This window comes from Xanthomonas cannabis pv. cannabis, assembly GCF_000802365.1.
Classification (GTDB): Bacteria; Pseudomonadota; Gammaproteobacteria; order Xanthomonadales; family Xanthomonadaceae; genus Xanthomonas; species Xanthomonas cannabis.
Map to the genome: position 1 here is coordinate 1 of NZ_JSZE01000028.1, position 17602 is coordinate 17602.

Consider the following 17602-nt stretch of genomic DNA (forward strand, 5'->3'; position numbering starts at 1 on the left):
GGCTTTGCTACTGTGCAGGGCCGCCGCGCTTCGATGTCTTCGGCAGGAGCGAGCAAGGCTGTCGATGCGATATGGTGTCGTTCCACTTGGCTGCGCGCATGCAACAGTGCGGCCACACGCTCTCCGTCATCCCGGGATGTGATTGCATGATGTCCAACCTCAGCCGTACGCCACGCATGCTGTTGTCGAGGGCGCTGTTGATGGACAGGCGAGCAACGTACCTGCCGTCACTCACGACGTTGCCGTTGCGGTTGCTTGCGTTGTCGCTGGCCGTACTGGCGCTGGCCGGATGCGGCAAGCGCGAGGCAGGCACGGCGCCGGCGGTGGCAAGCGCGGGCGCTGCGGTGGCGCCGGCGTCCGCCACGGCACCGTTGCCGCTGATTCCCGCACCGGTGGAGGCCACACGCAGTGCCGGCAGTTTTACCGTCGGCGCCGGCACGGTGATTTCGATCCCCGCGGGCGATGCCGACACGCGGCGCAGCGCCGAGCATCTTGCCGGCCTGCTCAAGCATACGCGTGGGCTCGCACTGGAAGTGCGTGCAGAAGCAACGCCCTCGCCCGCCAGCATCCGTCTGCAACGCAACGCGCAGGCCACGGTGACACACCCGGAAGGCTATAGCCTGGACGTGGATGCCAACGGTATCCGTATCGACGCGCGCGACGGTGCCGGCCTGTTCCATGGCGCCATCAGCGCCTGGCAGTTGATGACCCCGGATGCACGCAAGGGCGCGGTGGCCGTGCCCGCGGTCGCCATCCGCGACTGGCCACGTTTCGGCTGGCGTGGCCAGCATCTGGACGTGGCCCGTCACTTCCACGATGTCGACACGGTCAAGCATGTGCTCGATGCGATGGCCGTGCACAAGCTCAACGTGCTGCATTGGCATCTCACCGATGACCAGGGCTGGCGCATCGAGATCAAGCGGTACCCGAAGCTCACCGAGGTCGGTGCCTGGCGCACGCCGCCGGGTGCCGGCCGGCACGGCACGCCGGAGCGCTCCGGTGGCTTCTACACGCAGGAACAGATCAGCGAAATCGTCGCGTATGCCGCACGCCTGCACATCACCGTGCTGCCCGAGCTGGACATGCCTGGCCATGCGCAGGCAGCCGTTGCCGCCTATCCGGAAGAAGTGGGCGTGCCCGGTGTGCGCACCCAGGTGGGCGTGGACTGGGGCGTCAACCCGTATCTGTTCAACACCAGCGAACGCAGCCTGACCTTCATCACCAATGTGCTGGATGAAGTGTTGACGTTGTTCCCCTCGACCTACATCCACATCGGCGGCGATGAGGCGGTGAAGGATCAATGGGAAGCCTCGCCCGCGGTGCGCGCGCAGATGCGCAAGCTCGGGGTCAAGGACGCCCACGCAATGCAAGGCTGGTTCAACGAACAGCTGGCCGCCTACCTCACCCGGCACGGTCGGCGCATGATCGGTTGGGATGAAATTCTGGAAGGCGGCGTGCCGGCGAGTGCGTCGGTGATGTCGTGGCGCGGCGTCGAAGGTGCGGTGACCGCGGCCAGGCAAGGCCACGATGTGGTGCTGGCACCGGGCGACTGGCTGTATCTGGACAATTTGCAGACCACGCGCAGCGACGAACCGAACGGTCGCCTGACGGTGCTGCCGTTGTCCAAGGTCTACGCGTTCGACCCGGTGCCGGCCGATCTCACCGCCGACCAGGCCAGGCACGTGCTGGGCGCGCAGAGCGCGTTGTGGTCCGAATACATCCCCTCGCGCTGGCATGTGGATCACGCGTTGTTTCCGCGTCTGTCCGCGGTAGCAGAGATGACCTGGTCGCCGGTGGCAGCGCGCGATTGGAGCAGCTTTCTGGCGCGCCTGCCGGCACAGCTGCAGCGCTACAAGGCGCTGGGCATCGACTATAGCGACGGTGCCTTCGCCGCGGAGATCGGCCTGGAAAACGGCCCCAACCCGGTGCTGGCCGGCGGCCCGGCCAAGGTGGCGCTGAGCACGCAGACCGGCGCCGGCGTGCTCCACTACACCATCGACGGCAGCGACCCGACGCCTGCATCGCCGCGCTACCAGGCACCCTTTGCGATTCAATTGCCCACCACGGTCAAGGCCACTGCGTTCACTGCCGATGGCATGCCGCTGGCGGCGACGCGCAGCCACAGCTTCGATCGCACCTCACTGTTGCGCGTGGACACGCAGGGACTGCGCCATTGCGTCGGACAGGGCGCACTCGGCCTGCGCCTGCCGCTGCTGCCGGAGATGACCGGCGCCGACACGCCGGTCTACAACGTCGACCTGTTCCATGCCTGCCGCATGTATCCGCAGGCGCGCCTGGATGGTATCGGCGCCATCCGCATCGACGCCGCGCGCCTGCCCAACAACTTCGGTCTGGCGCACGAGCAATCCAAGGTGGTGCAGTACCCGGCCAACACCCGCGGCGGCGAGCTGGAAGTGCGCCAGGGCTGCGAGGGCGAGCTGATCGCCAGCGTGCAACTGCCGCGCAGCGACACCCTGGGCGAGCAATTCACCCTGGAAGCCCCACTGCCTGCGCGCACCGGCATCCACGATCTCTGCCTGCGCTTCACCGCGCCCATTCGCGGCCCGTTGTATGCCATCGGCGCCGTTCAACTGATTGAAACCACCGCGCAGGCGCCCCCCGCCGCCACGCGCTGACCCATCCAAGGAGATCCACCCATGCCCCTGTCGCACCGCACTGCCCCCGCCTCGTCCATGCTCACGCCCGCCCGGCTCGGGCTTGCCCTGGCCTTCGCGATCTCACAGGCCTGGGCGGCACCGCCCACGGCCGTGACCCTGGACAGCGGCTGGCAGGTGCGCCTGGTGCCGGGGCAGGAACAGGCCAAGACCTACCCCAAGGCCGCCAGCTGGATGCCGGCGCAGGTACCGGGCGTGGTGCAGACCGACCTGATCGCCGCCAAGGTGGTGCCCGACCCGTTCCTGCGCGACAACGAAGGCAAGATCCAGTGGGCGGGCTTAGGCGATTGGCAATACCAGACCCGCTTCAATGTGGATGCGGCGATGCTCAAGCGCGAGCATGTGGAACTGGTGTTCGACGGCCTGGATACGCTCGCCGAGGTCACCCTCAATGGCAAGACGCTGCTCAGTGCTGACAACATGTTCCGGCAGTGGCGCGTGGACGCCAAACCGCTGCTCAAGCGCGGCGACAACGTGCTGGAAATCAAGTTCCTTTCGCCGATCAAGAAGATCCAGCCGTGGCTGGCCAAGCAGCCGTATGCGCTGCCGGGCGCCTACGATTCGGCGTTCGGCGATGAGCCCGATGGCCGCCATAGTTCGACCTATGTGCGCAAGGCGCCGTATAGCTACGGCTGGGACTGGGGCCCGCGCATGGTCAATGCCGGCATCTGGAAGGACGTTCGCGTGGAAGCGTGGGATGCGGTGCGCGTGGACGGGCTGCATATCGCCCAGCAACGCGTCGACGCCGACGCCGCGCAACTGCAGGCGCAGCTGGAACTGCAGGCCGGCCGCAGCGGGCCGGTGCAGGTGACGCTGGATGTACTGGGCCCGGATGGGCAAAAAGTTGGCCAGTTCACCCAGGACGCGTTAGTCGACCCGGGCCAGAACCGCATCGACCTGGCCGTGCGCATCGCCAAGCCCAAGCGCTGGTTTCCGGCCGGCTACGGCGCGCAGGACCGCTACACCTTTGTCGCCAACGTGCGCGACGCCGATGGCGACAGCCAGCAGATCAAACGCGTGACCGGCCTGCGCTCGGTGGAGCTGCGCCGCGAGAAGGACCAGTGGGGCAAGAGCATGGAGATCGTGATCAACGGCATCCCGATCTTCGCCAAGGGCGCCAACCTGATCCCGCTGGACGCCTTCCCCTCGCGCGTCACTGCCGAGCGCATGCGCAGCACCCTGCAGGATGCGCGCGATGCCAACATGAACATGCTGCGCATGTGGGGCGGCGGGCATTACCAGGACGACCACTTCTACGAGGTGGCCGACGAGCTGGGCATCATGATCTGGCAGGACTTCATGTTCGGCGGCGCGGTACCGCCATACGACGTGGAGTTCCGCGAGAATACCCGGCAGGAGGCGATCGAACAGGTCAAGCGGCTGCGCGACCACCCCAGCGTGGTGCTGTGGTGCGGCAACAATGAAGTACAGACCGGTTGGGAAAACTGGGGCGACCGGGTCAAGTTCAAGCAATCGCTGGACCCGGAAGAACGCGCCCGGGTGGAACGTGGCATGACGACCTTGTTCGGCACCGTGTTCCGCGAAGTGGTGGCCACCTACGACAGCGATGTGCCGTACTGGGCTACCTCGCCGGGCACCAACTTCGATGGCGCTGCCGACCAGACCAATGATGGCGACATGCATTACTGGAAGGTGTGGGGCGGCCCCGCCCTGCCGGTCACCGAATACCTCAACGTCACCCCGCGTTTCATGTCCGAGTACGGGCTGCAGTCGTTCCCGGACATGCGTACCGTGCGCGTGTTCGCCGATGCGGCCGACATGGACCCCGAATCGCCGGTGATGCGCGCGCACCAGAAGTTTGACAAGGGCAATGGCAACAAGCGGCTGATGCTGTACATCCGCCGCGAGTTTGGCGAGCCCAAGGATTTCGAGAGCTTCGTCTACCTGAGCCAGTTGATGCAGGCCGAAGGCATCAACCTGGCCGCCTCGCATCTGCGCGCCTCGCGCCCGCAGTCGATGGGCTCGCTGTACTGGCAGCTCAACGACGTGTGGCCGGGCGCGTCGTGGTCCAGCGTGGATTACTACGGCCGCTGGAAGGCGCTGCAGTACCACGCGCGCCGCTTCTACGCGCCGGAAATGATCGCCGCGCTGCGCAACGACAAGGGCCAGACCAAGGTCTCGCTGGTGTCCGACCGCACCACGGCCCTGGATGCGCGCTGGCGCATGCGGGTGATGGGCATGGACGGCAAGGTGCTGAGCAAGCGCGAGCAAAAGGCCACCCTCAAGCCGCTGAGCAGCCTGCAGGTAGGCGACTTCAGCGATGCGCAACTGCTGGGCAAGGCCGACCCCAAACGCAGCTATGCAGTGTTCGAGCTGCTGGAGGGCGACACGCTGCTGTCGCGTGAGGTGGTGTTCTTCGCACCGGCCAAGCAGCTCGCGTTGCCAACGGCAAAGATCGACAGCCAATGGCGCGCCGATGGCGATGGCTATGCGCTGACCCTGACCAGCGACACGCTGGCGCGCGAGGTGTGGCTGTCGTTCGGCGACCTGGAGGTGACCGTGGCCGATAACGCCTTCGACCTGCTGCCGGGCGAACCGCTGACGCTGCACGTGTCCAGCAAGCTGCCGATGGCGCAGCTGCAGGCTGCGTTGCAGGTACGCGACCTGGCATCGACGCTGGCCGGTGCGCCGCCGGAGCCACCGGAGGCAGCGGCGGCGAAATGAGGGAGGGGATGGCCCTCATCATGAGGGATGGAATGGCCCTCATCATGAGGGATGGAATGGCCCTCATCCGCCCTTCGGGCACCTTCTCCCGCCAGGCGGGAGAAGGAGACGATGACCTGCCAGGCGGGAGAAGGAAGCGATGTTCTGCCGGGCGGGAGGAGGAGGCGATGTTCTGCCATGCGTGCGCTCGGATGCGTGCCTTCCTCCTCGCTTGCGTGCCATCGGATACGTGGCTTGCTCCTCGCTCGCGTGCCCTCGTTTCGCGCTGGATGTCCTTCTCCCGCTGGCGGGAGAAGGTGCCCCGCAGGGGCGGATGAGGGCCCGCCGCGCCGCCAGCAACAGCCACCCACCCAACGGCGCGCATGACACCGCCGCGCCGCATCCCCACCCTGCCGCAGCCCCTTGCGGCACTCACAGAACAACGCCCGGCGGATCTCACCGCTGCGCAGGAGTAGATCGATGTCATCCGTGTTTGTCTCGCGTCTTGCCATTGCACTGGGCCTGAGCCTTGGCCTGCCCTGTCTCGCACTCGCCGTGCCCGCCGACCGCAGCAGCACGCCCGAACAGCGCGCGACCGCGCTGGTGGCGCAGATGAGCCGCGACGAAAAGGTCGCCCAGGCCATGAATGATGCACCGGCGATTCCACGCCTTGGCATCCCTGCCTACGAGTGGTGGAGCGAAGGCCTGCACGGCATCGCCCGCAATGGCTACGCCACGGTGTTTCCGCAGGCCATTGGCCTGGCGGCAAGCTGGAACACCACACTGATGCAGCAGGTGGGCACCGTGGTCTCCACCGAAGCGCGCGCCAAGTTCAACCAGGCCGGCGGCCCCGGCAAGGACCACCCGCGCTACGCCGGGCTGACCATCTGGTCGCCCAACATCAACATCTTCCGTGACCCGCGTTGGGGCCGTGGCATGGAAACCTACGGCGAGGATCCCTTCCTCACCGGGCAACTGGCGGTCGGTTTCATCCGCGGTTTGCAGGGCGATGATCTCGACCATCCGCGCACGATCGCTACGCCCAAGCACATCGCCGTGCACAGCGGCCCGGAGCCGGGCCGGCATGGGTTCGATGTGGACGTCTCGCCGCGCGATGTGGAGGCGACCTACACGCCGGCCTTTCGCGCGGCGCTGGTCGAGGGCCAGGCCGGCTCGGTGATGTGTGCGTACAACTCGCTGCATGGCACCCCGGCGTGCGCGGCCGACTGGCTGCTCAATGGCCGCGTGCGTGGCGATTGGGGCTTCAAGGGCTTTGTGGTGTCCGACTGCGATGCGGTGGACGACATGACCCAGTTCCATTACTTCCGCCCCGACAATGCCGGCTCATCCGCCGCAGCGCTCAAGGCCGGGCACGATCTCAACTGCGGGCATGCCTATCGCGAACTCGGCACCGCCATCGAACGCGGCGAAGTGGACGAGGCGCTGCTGGATCAATCGCTGGTGCGCCTGTTTGCAGCACGCTATCGGCTGGGCGAACTGGAAGCCCCGCGCAAGGATCCGTACGCGCGGCTGGGCGCCAAGGACATCGACAGCCGCGCCAACCGTGCGTTGGCCTTGCAGGCAGCTGCCGAATCGATCGTGCTGCTCAAAAACGCCAATGCCACGCTGCCGCTGAACGCCGGCACGCGGCTGGCGGTGATCGGCCCGAATGCCGATGCACTGGCCGCGCTGGAGGCCAACTACCAGGGCACCTCCGCTGCGCCGGTGACGCCATTGCTCGGCCTGCGCGAGCGCTTCGGCATCCAGCAGGTGCGCTACGCGCAAGGCGCGCCGTTGGCTGCCGGCGTGCCGGGCATGATTCCGGAAACCGCCCTGCGCAGCGACGGCAAACCGGGGCTGCGTGGCGAATATTTCGACAACGTGGACATGACCGGCACGGCACGCGTGGTGCGGCAGGACCGCGTGGTGAGCTTCAACTGGGATCAGGTCGCCCCGGCCAAGGGCGTACCAGCGGATCGTTACGCCGTGCGCTGGAGCGGCGAACTGCTGCCGCCCGGTGCCGGCGATTACACCCTGGCGGTGCGTGTAGCGCGCTGCTTCGATTGCAGCGGCCACGACCCGGTGCGGCTGTACATCGACGACAAGCTGGTGGTTGCCGGCAATGCCGAAGACAAGCACGTGCCGGCCGGCATGCACAACGCCGACGGCCGCAGCGTGGAAACCGTGCTGCATTTCGACGATACCCGCCCGCGCAAGATCCGCCTGGAAATGGAGCACCGCGGCCAGGACCAGGGCGTGCGCCTGGAATGGCTGGCCCCTGCCGCGGCGCAACTGGCCGAAGCCGAGCAGGCCGTGGCACAGGCCGACGCGGTGGTGGCCTTCGTCGGCCTGTCGCCGGATGTGGAAGGCGAAGAGTTGCGCATCGATGTGCCCGGCTTCGACGGCGGCGACCGCAACGACATCGCCCTGCCCGCCCCGCAGCAAGCCCTGCTGGAACGCGCAAAGGCCTCCGGCAAGCCGCTGGTGGTGGTGTTGATGAGCGGCAGCGCCGTGGCAGTGAACTGGGCCAACACCCACGCCGATGCGATCGTGGCCGCGTGGTACCCGGGCCAGTCCGGCGGCACCGCGATTGCCCGTGCGCTGGCCGGCGACGACAACCCCGGCGGGCGCCTGCCGGTGACGTTCTACCGCTCCACCAAAGATCTGCCGGCGTACGTCAGCTACGACATGAAGGGCCGCACCTATCGCTACTTCAAGGGCGAGCCGCTGTTTCCGTTCGGCTACGGGCTGAGCTATACCAGCTTTGCGTATGCGGCGCCGCGCCTGTCCACCACTACGCTGCAGGCCGGCAGCACGCTGCAGGTGACCACCACCGTGCGCAATACCGGTGCGCGTGCCGGCGATGAAGTGGCGCAGGTGTATCTGCAATACCCGGACCGCCCGCAGTCGCCGCTGCGCAGCCTGGTCGGCTTCCAACGCGTGCACCTCAAACCGGGTGAACAGCGCGAACTCACCTTCACGCTGGATGCGCGTGCCCTGAGCGATGTGGACCGCACTGGACAACGCGCGGTGGAAGCCGGCAACTACACGCTGTTTGTCGGCGGCGGGCAGCCGGGCACCGGCGTAGCCGGCGATGCGGCGGCGTTCTCGATCTCAGGGCGTTCGCCGTTGCCGAAGTAAGCGCCGCGTCGAGCGGACGCATGCAGTCGCCGGCCATACCGGCGCAGGTGGACAACAGGTGCGCGGACGTCGGTGAAGTGTCGACGGCGCACCACGCCTGCTGGAGGCAGCGCCGTGCATGCCTACGCCCCCCCTGTCGGCGCGTTGATCGGTACTGACGATGCCCGCTGCAAGGCGGCCGGAGCGAGTGCCGACGTGCGGGCTGGACGTGGCGCCCGGCGGGCGTTCCCGAAGACGGGTCGCGGCCTGCGTGCAGAGGGGCAGGCCGCGGACCAGCCCGCCACTCCGCCATCGAAACGGCCCGCATACGGCAACGAATTGTGCGGGCGCACTATGCACATTCGGCGAACACGTTGTATGGTCATCGGGAATTGGTCATGCATAGGTCTCATCGCTCCAGCTGCCGTGTGGCGGCCGCCAGCGCAGGGATGAGGGTCGTGCGGATCGCCGGTCGAACCCATGGAGTCTTGAGGTCATGCATACCCGCCGCGACATCCTTCAGCTGCTCGGCGCCAGCGCCGGTGCCGGTTTGCTGGCCAGCGCCCTGCCCGCGTTCGCGGCCGCGCCTGTTGCACGTGCGTCCACTGCCGGCGGCGCATTCGTCAGCAAGCGCCCGCCCAAGGCGCAGCGCCGCTTCGTCAGCAAGGCGGTCGAGCAGCAGATCGTGCAGATCAAGGCGCAGATCGCCGACCCGGAACTGGCCTGGCTGTTCGAGAACTGCTACCCCAACACGCTCGACACCACCGTGGAAACCGGCACCCGCAACGGCAAGCCGGACACCTTCGTCATCACCGGCGACATCCATGCGATGTGGCTGCGCGATTCGTCTGCGCAGGTACATCCATACGTGCCATTGGCCAGGCGTGACCCTGCATTGCGCCGCATGTTTCATGGCCTGATCCAGCGCCAGGCCGCGTGCATCAAGCTCGACCCCTACGCCAACGCCTTCCTGCCCGATGGCCAGACCCAGCGCCTGAAGTGGTCGCTCAACGACATCACCGAGATGAAGCCCGGCGTGGGCGAGCGCAAGTGGGAAGTGGATTCGCTGTGCTACCCGATCCGCATCGCGCACGAATACTGGCGCGCCACCGGCGATGCCGCACCGTTCGACGACGACTGGCGCGAAGCGATGCACGTGGTGGTGCGCACCTTCCGCGAGCAGCAGCGCAAGGACAACCGCGGCCCGTATGTGTTCCAGCGCCCCTCCCCGCTGGCCACCGAAACCCTGGTGCTGGAAGGCTACGGCCAGCCGACCAAGCCCAACGGCATGATCCACTCGATGTTCCGCCCGTCCGACGACGCCTGCGTGTTTCCGTTGTTCGTGCCCGCCAACCTGTTTGCGGTGACCTCGCTGCGGCAATTGGCCGCGATGAGCACGGCATTGCATCGCGACACGGCTTTCGCCGCCGAGTGCACCGCACTGGCCGATGAAGTGGACACCGCCACCCGCCAGTTCGGGCAGCTGCGCGACAGCGATGGGCAGGCGTACTGGGCATTCGAAGTGGACGGCTTCGGCAACCAGCTCTTCATCGACGACGCCAACGCGCCCGGCCTGCTCAGCCTGGCCTACCTGGGCTGTTGCGATCGCGCCGACCCGGTGTTCCTGCGCACGCGCCAGCTGGCCTGGAGCGAACGCAACCCGTATTTCTCACGCGGCACCGCCGCAGAAGGCGTCGGCAGCCCGCACAGCGGCATGGGCACCATCTGGCCGATGTCCATCGTGCAGTACGCGCTGGTCAGCGACGACGACGCACAACTGCGCCAATGCCTGCAGTGGCTGAAGACTACCCACGCCGGCACCGGCTTCATGCACGAGGCGTTCGACAAGGACACCCCGAGCACCTTCACCCGCGACTGGTTCGCCTGGGCCAACACCTTGTTCGGCGAACTGATCATCGACCTGCATCAACGCAAACCCCAGCTGCTGCGTAGCGCCTGATGTTGCGAAGGGCCTGACCGCCCTTCGCATGCGTCACCGCGCAGCGCTTGATCTTCCCTTCTCCCGCCGGGAGAAGGTGCCCGAAGGGCGGATGAGGGTGCCCCGGCATCGGCCCGCAAACTCCGAGACCACACACATGGCAACACGACGCGGTTTTCTCCAAGGCGCCATCGCCGCCGCCCTGTTCGGCAGCGTCGGCCTGCCCGGCATGGCCCGCGCGCGCGCCGGCAACTACGCGCTGCCGGCCGACGCACGCACCCGCGCCGATCTCACCCGCCATGTCGATGTCTTCATCGGTACCGGTGGCCACGGCCACACCTTCCCCGGCGCCACGCTGCCATTCGGCATGGTGCAGCTGAGCCCGGACACCTACAACGCGGTGTGGGATTCGTGTTCGGGCTATCACGAGTCCGACGGCTCGATCATGGGTTTCTCGCACACGCATCTGTCCGGCACCGGCATCGGCGACATGCTGGACTTCCTGCTGGTACCCGCCACCGGCGAGGTCAGGCTGGTGCCAGGTCCGCTCGACAATCCGGACGCCGGCTACCGCTCGCGCTACGACCATGCCGATGAAGCCGCATCGCCCGGTTACTACCGCGTGCGCCTCAAGGACAGCGGCGTGCATGCCGAACTCACCGCCACCGCGCGCGCAGGCCTGCACCGTTACCACTTCCCCAAGGGCAAGCCGGCCCACGTGCTGCTGGACCTGTGCCACGGCATGCAGGACAAACCGGGCATTCCCACCCGCGTCAGCGATGCGCAGCTGCGTGTGGTCGACGCACAGACCCTCACCGGTGGGCGTCGCGTGTATCAATGGGCCAAAGGCCGTTACATCTACTTCGCGCTGCGCGTCTCGCGGCCGTTCAAACGCGTGCAGCTGTACAACGAAGACCAACCGCTGGCTGCCGATGCGCGCAGCAGCGATGGCACGCATCTCAAGGCTGCGCTGCACTTCCCCGATGCGTCCGACGCCCCGCTGCTGATCAAGGTCGGCATCTCCGCGGTCAGCGCCGACAACGCATTGGCCAACCTGGACGCCGAACTGCCCGACTTCGACTTCGCCGGCGTGCATGCGCAGGCCGTGGCCGCCTGGGAAAAAGAACTGGCCCGCGTGCGCATCGACAGCGACGACGACGCGCAACGGCGCATCTTCTACACCGGCCTGTATCACAGCCTGCTGGCGCCCACGCTGTTTTCCGATGTGGACAACCGCTACCGCGGCATGGACCTGCAGATCCACACCGCGCCTGCCGGCTACCACAACTACAGCACCTACTCATTGTGGGACACCTACCGCGCCGCGCATCCGCTGCTCACGCTGGTACAGCCAGAGCGCGTGCCCGACCTGGTGCAATGCCTGGTGCGCGGCGCCAACGAATGCCCGGACGGCGTGGGCATCTGGCCGCTGCAAGGCGTGGAAACCGGCTGCATGATCGGCTACCACTCGGCCGTGGTCCTGGCCGAAGCGCATGCCAAGGGCTTCACCGGCATCGACTACAAGGCCGCGTGGCCCGCGTACCGCAAACGTGCGATGGACGACACCACACACGGCCTGGGCGAATACCGAAAACTCGGTTATATCCCCGCCGATCAGGTGGACGAAGCGGTCAGCCGCACGCTCGAATACGCCTACGACGACTGGGCCTGCGCACATCTGGCGCAAGCCGCAGGCGCCAGCGACGATGCACGCGCATTGCGCGAACGCTCGCGCAATTACCGCAACGTCTTCAATCGCGACAGCGGCTTCGTACAGGCGCGGCTTGCCGACGGCAGCTGGGCCACACCGTTCGACCCGCGTGGCATGGGGCATATCGCCAAGTGGCGCGATTTCACCGAGTCCAATGCCTGGCAGGCCACCTTCCTCAACCAGCACGACCTGTACGGCTACATGGACTTGTACGGCGGCCGCGATGGCTTCGTCGCCAAGCTGGACGAGCTGTTTTCCACCAGTTCCGAGCTGCCCGCCGACGCACCGCCGGACATCGACGGCCTGGTCGGCCAGTACGCGCACGGCAACGAGCCCAGTCACCACGTGGCGTATCTGTTCGCCTATGCCGGGCAACCGTACAAGACCCAGGCGATGGTGCGCCGCTTGCTGCGCGAGCAGTACCACGACGCGCGTAACGGCCTGTCTGGCAATGAAGACTGCGGGCAGATGAGCGCGTGGTTCGTGCTCAGCGCGCTCGGGCTGTACGCGGTGGATCCGGTCAGCGGCAACTACATCGTGGGCAGCCCGTTGTTCAAGCGCGCCACGCTGGATGTGGGCAACGGCCGCACCCTGCGCATCGTGGCCAACAACAACGGCGCGCAGAACGTGTACGTGCAATCGCTGACCTGGAACGGCAAGCCGCTCACCCGCGCCTGGCTGCGCCACACCGAGCTGGCTGCCGGTGGCACGCTGGAATTTGCGATGGGACCCAAGCCGAACCCGGCCTTCGGCGCTGACAAGAAGGATCTGCCACCGTCGTTTGCGTAACGCGATTGCGCAACTGCCGCGTGCTCCCGCGAGCAGGCATTGCTCACCCTTCTCCCGCAAGCGGGGCATTGCCTTTCCTTCTCCCGCAAGCGGGAGAAGGTGCCCGCAGGGCGGATGAGGGCAGTACGCAAACACCAGCGCCTCCATCCACCCGCACCATCGGCCCCACCTACATCGAGACCTCCATGCTGCGTACCACTCTTGCTCCCCTGGTCCTGGCCCTGGCGCTCGCGCTGCCCGCCGCTGCTGCAACGCCCGAATCCTGGCCCGCCGTCGGCACGCAGGGCACGCAGTTCGTGCGCGACGGCAAGCCGTATCAGATCCTCTCCGGCGCCATCCATTTCCAGCGCATCCCGCGTGCCTACTGGAAAGACCGCCTGCAGAAGGCGCGCGCCCTGGGCTTGAACACCGTCGAGACCTACGTGTTCTGGAACCTGGTGGAGCCGCAACGAGGCCAGTTCGATTTCGACGCCAACAACGATGTCGCCGCGTTCGTGCGCGAGGCCGCCGCACAAGGCCTCAACGTCATCCTGCGCCCGGGCCCCTACGCCTGCGCGGAGTGGGAAGCCGGCGGCTACCCGGCCTGGCTGTTCGGCAAGGACAATATCCGCGTGCGCAGCCGCGACCCGCGCTTCCTCGCCGCCAGCCAGGCCTATCTGGACGCAGTAGCCAAGCAGGTGCAACCGCTGCTCAACCACAACGGCGGCCCGATCATCGCCGTGCAGGTCGAGAACGAATACGGCTCCTACGACGACGACCACGCCTACATGGCCGACAACCGCGCCATGTTCGTCAAGGCCGGCTTCGACAAGGCATTGCTGTTCACCTCCGACGGCGCCGACATGCTCGCCAACGGCACCTTGCCCGACACCTTGGCCGTGGTGAATTTTGCGCCAGGCGAAGCCAAGAGCGCGTTCGACAAGCTGATCAAGTTCCGCCCCGAGCAACCGCGCATGGTGGGCGAATACTGGGCCGGCTGGTTCGACCATTGGGGCAAGCCGCATGCGGCAACCGATGCCAGGCAACAGACCGAAGAACTGGAATGGATCCTGCGCCAGGGCCATTCGGCCAACCTCTACATGTTCATCGGCGGCACCAGCTTCGGCTTCATGAATGGCGCCAATTTCCAGGGCAATCCCAGCGATCACTACGCGCCGCAGACCACCAGCTACGACTACGACGCCATCCTCGACGAGGCCGGCCACCCCACGCCCAAGTTCGCGCTGATGCGCGACGCCATCACCCGCGTCACCGGCGTACAACCGCCCGCATTGCCCGCGCCGATCGCCATGGCCGCCCTGCCGGAAACCCCGCTGCGCGAATCCGCCTCGCTGTGGGACAACTTGCCCGCCCCGATCGCCATCGACACCCCGCAGCCGATGGAACACTTCGGCCAGGATTACGGCTACATCCTCTACCGCACCACGATCACTGGCCCGCGCAAGGGCCCGCTGTATCTGGGCGACGTGCGCGACGTGGCGCGTGTGTATGTGGATCAACGACCGGTCGGCAGCGTCGAACGCCGGCTGCAACAGGTGTCCACCGACGTGGATATTCCAGCCGGCCAACACACCCTCGATGTCCTGGTCGAAAACAGCGGCCGTATCAATTACGGCCCGCGCATGGCCGACGGCCGTGCCGGCCTGGTCGACCCGGTGCTGCTAAACAACCAGCCCCTCACCGGCTGGCAGGCCTTCCCGCTGCCGATGCACGCCCCCGACAGCATCCGCGGCTGGACCCGCAAGCCGGTGCAAGGCCCGGCCTTCCATCGCGGCACGCTGCGCATCGGCACGCCCACCGACACCTATCTGGACATGCGCGCCTTCGGCAAGGGCTTCGCCTGGGCCAACGGCGTCAACCTCGGCCGCCACTGGGCCATCGGCCCGCAGACCGCGCTGTATTTCCCCGCGCCGTTCCAGCGCAAGGGCGACAACACCGTGGTGGTGTTCGACCTGGACAGCACGGTCAAGCCGGTCGTGCGCGGCTTGAAGCAGCAGGTGTGGCTCAAGCCAAACGATTGACCACGCCCGCTGTTCCAGAAGCGGGAATGCGATCGCAGCGGCGCAAATGCAAGCGCCGTCCTTTGTCAGTCACTTACTCGGCAACGTCTAGCGTTGCCGGCAGGCGCGCTTGCTCAAGAACCTGTTGCACCTGCTCGGCCAGTAGCTCCAGGCAGAACGCCAGTTCGTCCATCCGGATCGCCACACGCGGTGCTTGCTCTTCGCTGCGTGTGCGCGGCTCGGCCATGCGCGCCAAAAAACGCATGTGGTCTCCCAGCTTTTGCAAACGGTACTGCGCCTGCTCTGGCAGGTAGTAGCCGGGCAGTGAGCCGGCTGCGTTGGGCCCTCGTCTCATCCATCCTCCAGCAGCAGGTAAGTGGCGCCAGCTGCGCACTTGGCTTGAATGCTACCAGCTAAGCAGAGCAATTTTTCCTATTTCTATCGCATCATTTGATTTGAAGAAAAATATTTGTTGACTCATGGGTGATAATGCATGCATTATATGCTTCATGTCGAATCATGCAATCAATTTTACTCTATCCGAACTGGCCGATACCCGTATGGGCTATCCGTTCAGAGGCGCGATCCCTGAAGTCGCTGACGGCAGCGTCCGCGTTATCCAGACCAGGGACGTAACGCGCACCGGCCTTTGCGCCTACAACGCGCTTGTTGCCACAGAAGTCGAAGGGCGCAAAGAGCCTGACTGGCTCCAGGACCAGGACATCGTCTTCATCGCCAGGGGCGCACACACCTTCGCAGCGCTGGCACAGGCACCGCCGCCACGCACGCTTTGCTCGCCCCACATCTATGTCATCCGGGTCAAGGCGTCACACCGGTTATTGCCAGCCTTTCTTGCATGGCAGCTCAACCAGGCCCCGGCGCAACGTTACCTGCGCCAATCTGCCGAAGGAAGCAACCAGCTGAGCATTCGGCGCGCCGTTCTGGACAGCACGCTGATTCGATTACCCCCGCTACAGGTCCAACACGCCGCCATCGCCATCGACCAGGCCGCACAGGCCGAGCGCGCCACCCTCCACGCACTGATCGACAACCGCACCACCGAGCTGGCGATCTTCGCCGAGCGCCTTCTCGCCTAAGCCTTTGGAATTTTCATGAGCAAGACCGATATCGCCCAGGACACCATCAACGCCGCCGTCTGGGGCGCCTGCGACACTTTCCGCGGCACAGTGGATCCCAGCGTCTACAAGGACTACGTGCTGACCATGCTGTTCCTGAAGTACGTCTCTGACGTCTGGCAGGACCACTATGACGACTACAAGACCAAACACGGCAACAAGCCCGGCCTGATCGAAGAACTGCTCAAGAGCGAGCGCTTCGTGCTGCCGCACAGCGCCAACTTCTATACCCTGTACGACCAGCGCCACCGTTCAGGCAATGGCGAGCGCATCGACACCGCCCTGCACGCCATCGAAGACGCCAACCTGGGCAAGCTGCGCGACGTATTCCAGGACATCAGCTTCAACGCCAATAAACTCGGCGAAGAACAGCAGAAGAACGACCTGCTGCGCCACCTGCTGGAAGACTTCGCCAAGCCCGCGCTGAACCTGCGCCCCTCGCGCATCGGCCAACTGGACATCATCGGCAACGCCTATGAATACCTGATCAAAAATTTCGCCTCCAGCAGCGGCAAAAAGGCCGGTGAGTTCTATACCCCGCCAGAAGTCTCCGCGTTGATGGCGCGCCTGATGGACCCGCAACCAGGCGACGAGATCTGCGACCCCACCTGCGGCTCCGGCTCGTTGCTGCTCAAGTGCGGCCGCCTGATCCGCGAGCGCACCGGCACCGGCAAGTACGCGCTCTACGGCCAGGAAGCCATCGGCAGCACCTGGGCGCTGGCCAAGATGAACATGTTCTTGCATGGCGAAGACAACCACCGCATCGAATGGGGCGACACCATCCGTAACCCCAAGCTGCTGGCCGGTAACCACCTCAAGGACTTCGACATCGTCGTCGCCAACCCGCCGTTCTCGCTGGAAAAGTGGGGCCATGACAGCGCCGACAACGATCCGCACGACCGCTTCCGCCGCGGCCTGCCGCCACGCACCAAGGGCGATTACGCCTTCATCCTGCACATGATCGCCACCATGAAGCCGCGCAGCGGCCGCATGGCGGTGGTGGTGCCGCATGGCGTGCTGTTCCGTGGCGCCGCCGAAGGCCGCATTCGCCAGAAGCTCATCGACGAAAACCTGCTGGACGTGGTGATCGGCCTGCCGGAAAAGCTGTTCTACGGCACCGGCATCCCGGCGGCGGTGTTGGTGTTCCGCACCAAGAAAAAAGACAAAAACGTGCTGTTCATCGACGCCAGCCGGCAGTACCAGGACGGCAAGAATCAAAATCTGCTGCGCGAAAGCGATCTACAGCGCATCCTGGACACCGTGCAGGCGCGCCAGAGCATGGACAAGTACGCCTACCTGGCCAGCCCGTCCGAGATAGCCGGCAACGACTACAACCTCAACATCCCACGCTATGTGGATACCTTTGAGGAAGAAGCAGAAATCGACCTGATGGCGGTGCGCCGTGAGCGCGAGCAGCTCAAGGCCGAACTGGCCAAGCTGGAGGAGCAAATGGCTGGCTACCTCAAGGAGTTGGGGTATGAGTAAGCGCTCACCGCCATCACCGGCCAGCGAGAGCGAAGGCACCGGCGCATCAGAAAGCCGGCCACCCATCGCCTCCCAGAGCGAAC

At 66.0% G+C, this 17602-nt stretch carries 9 protein-coding genes; 8 read left to right on the forward strand and 1 reads right to left on the reverse strand.

Annotated elements, in window-relative coordinates; genetic code table 11:
- Nucleotides 1-200 precede the first annotated feature (200 nt).
- From OZ10_RS06710 to OZ10_RS06740, 6 genes are all read left to right on the forward strand, one after another.
- Nucleotides 201-2636 (forward strand): family 20 glycosylhydrolase, encoded by a 2436-nt coding sequence (locus tag OZ10_RS06710; RefSeq protein ID WP_052209980.1) that lies wholly within the window; start codon nt 201-203, stop codon nt 2634-2636.
- 21 nt (nt 2637-2657) lie between these two features.
- On the forward strand, nt 2658-5360 hold the full coding sequence (locus OZ10_RS06715; RefSeq protein ID WP_039408854.1) for a beta-mannosidase: 2703 nt from the start codon (nt 2658-2660) through the stop codon (nt 5358-5360).
- Between the two features lie 459 nt (nt 5361-5819).
- Nucleotides 5820-8480, forward strand: a complete 2661-nt coding sequence (locus OZ10_RS06725; protein ID WP_039408848.1) for a glycoside hydrolase family 3 C-terminal domain-containing protein — start codon at nt 5820-5822, stop codon at nt 8478-8480.
- A gap of 475 nt (nt 8481-8955) precedes the next feature.
- Nucleotides 8956-10419: a glycoside hydrolase family 125 protein gene (locus OZ10_RS06730; RefSeq protein WP_039408845.1), complete on the forward strand. Its 1464-nt coding sequence runs from the start codon at nt 8956-8958 to the stop codon at nt 10417-10419.
- A 136-nt stretch (nt 10420-10555) separates the two neighbouring features.
- Nucleotides 10556-12898, forward strand: coding sequence for a GH92 family glycosyl hydrolase (locus OZ10_RS06735; protein WP_039408842.1), 2343 nt, complete (start codon nt 10556-10558; stop codon nt 12896-12898).
- A 185-nt stretch (nt 12899-13083) separates the two neighbouring features.
- Nucleotides 13084-14919: a glycoside hydrolase family 35 protein gene (locus OZ10_RS06740; RefSeq protein ID WP_039408839.1), complete on the forward strand. Its 1836-nt coding sequence runs from the start codon at nt 13084-13086 to the stop codon at nt 14917-14919.
- Nucleotides 14920-14992: 73 nt separating this feature from the next.
- On the opposite strand, the gene OZ10_RS06745 is transcribed toward OZ10_RS06740, so the two are convergent.
- Nucleotides 14993-15253 (reverse strand): XAC0095 family protein, encoded by a 261-nt coding sequence (locus tag OZ10_RS06745; protein ID WP_039408836.1) that lies wholly within the window; start codon nt 15251-15253, stop codon nt 14993-14995.
- 154 nt (nt 15254-15407) lie between these two features.
- Here OZ10_RS06745 and OZ10_RS06750 point away from each other — a divergent pair, with 154 nt between their 5' ends.
- Nucleotides 15408-15995 carry a restriction endonuclease subunit S gene (locus OZ10_RS06750; RefSeq protein ID WP_039408833.1) on the forward strand — a complete coding sequence of 196 codons (588 nt, stop codon included), beginning with the start codon at nt 15408-15410 and terminating at the stop codon, nt 15993-15995.
- A 15-nt stretch (nt 15996-16010) separates the two neighbouring features.
- Nucleotides 16011-17519: a type I restriction-modification system subunit M gene (locus tag OZ10_RS06755; protein WP_039408830.1), complete on the forward strand. Its 1509-nt coding sequence runs from the start codon at nt 16011-16013 to the stop codon at nt 17517-17519.
- The last annotated feature ends 83 nt before the right edge of the window (nt 17520-17602 follow it).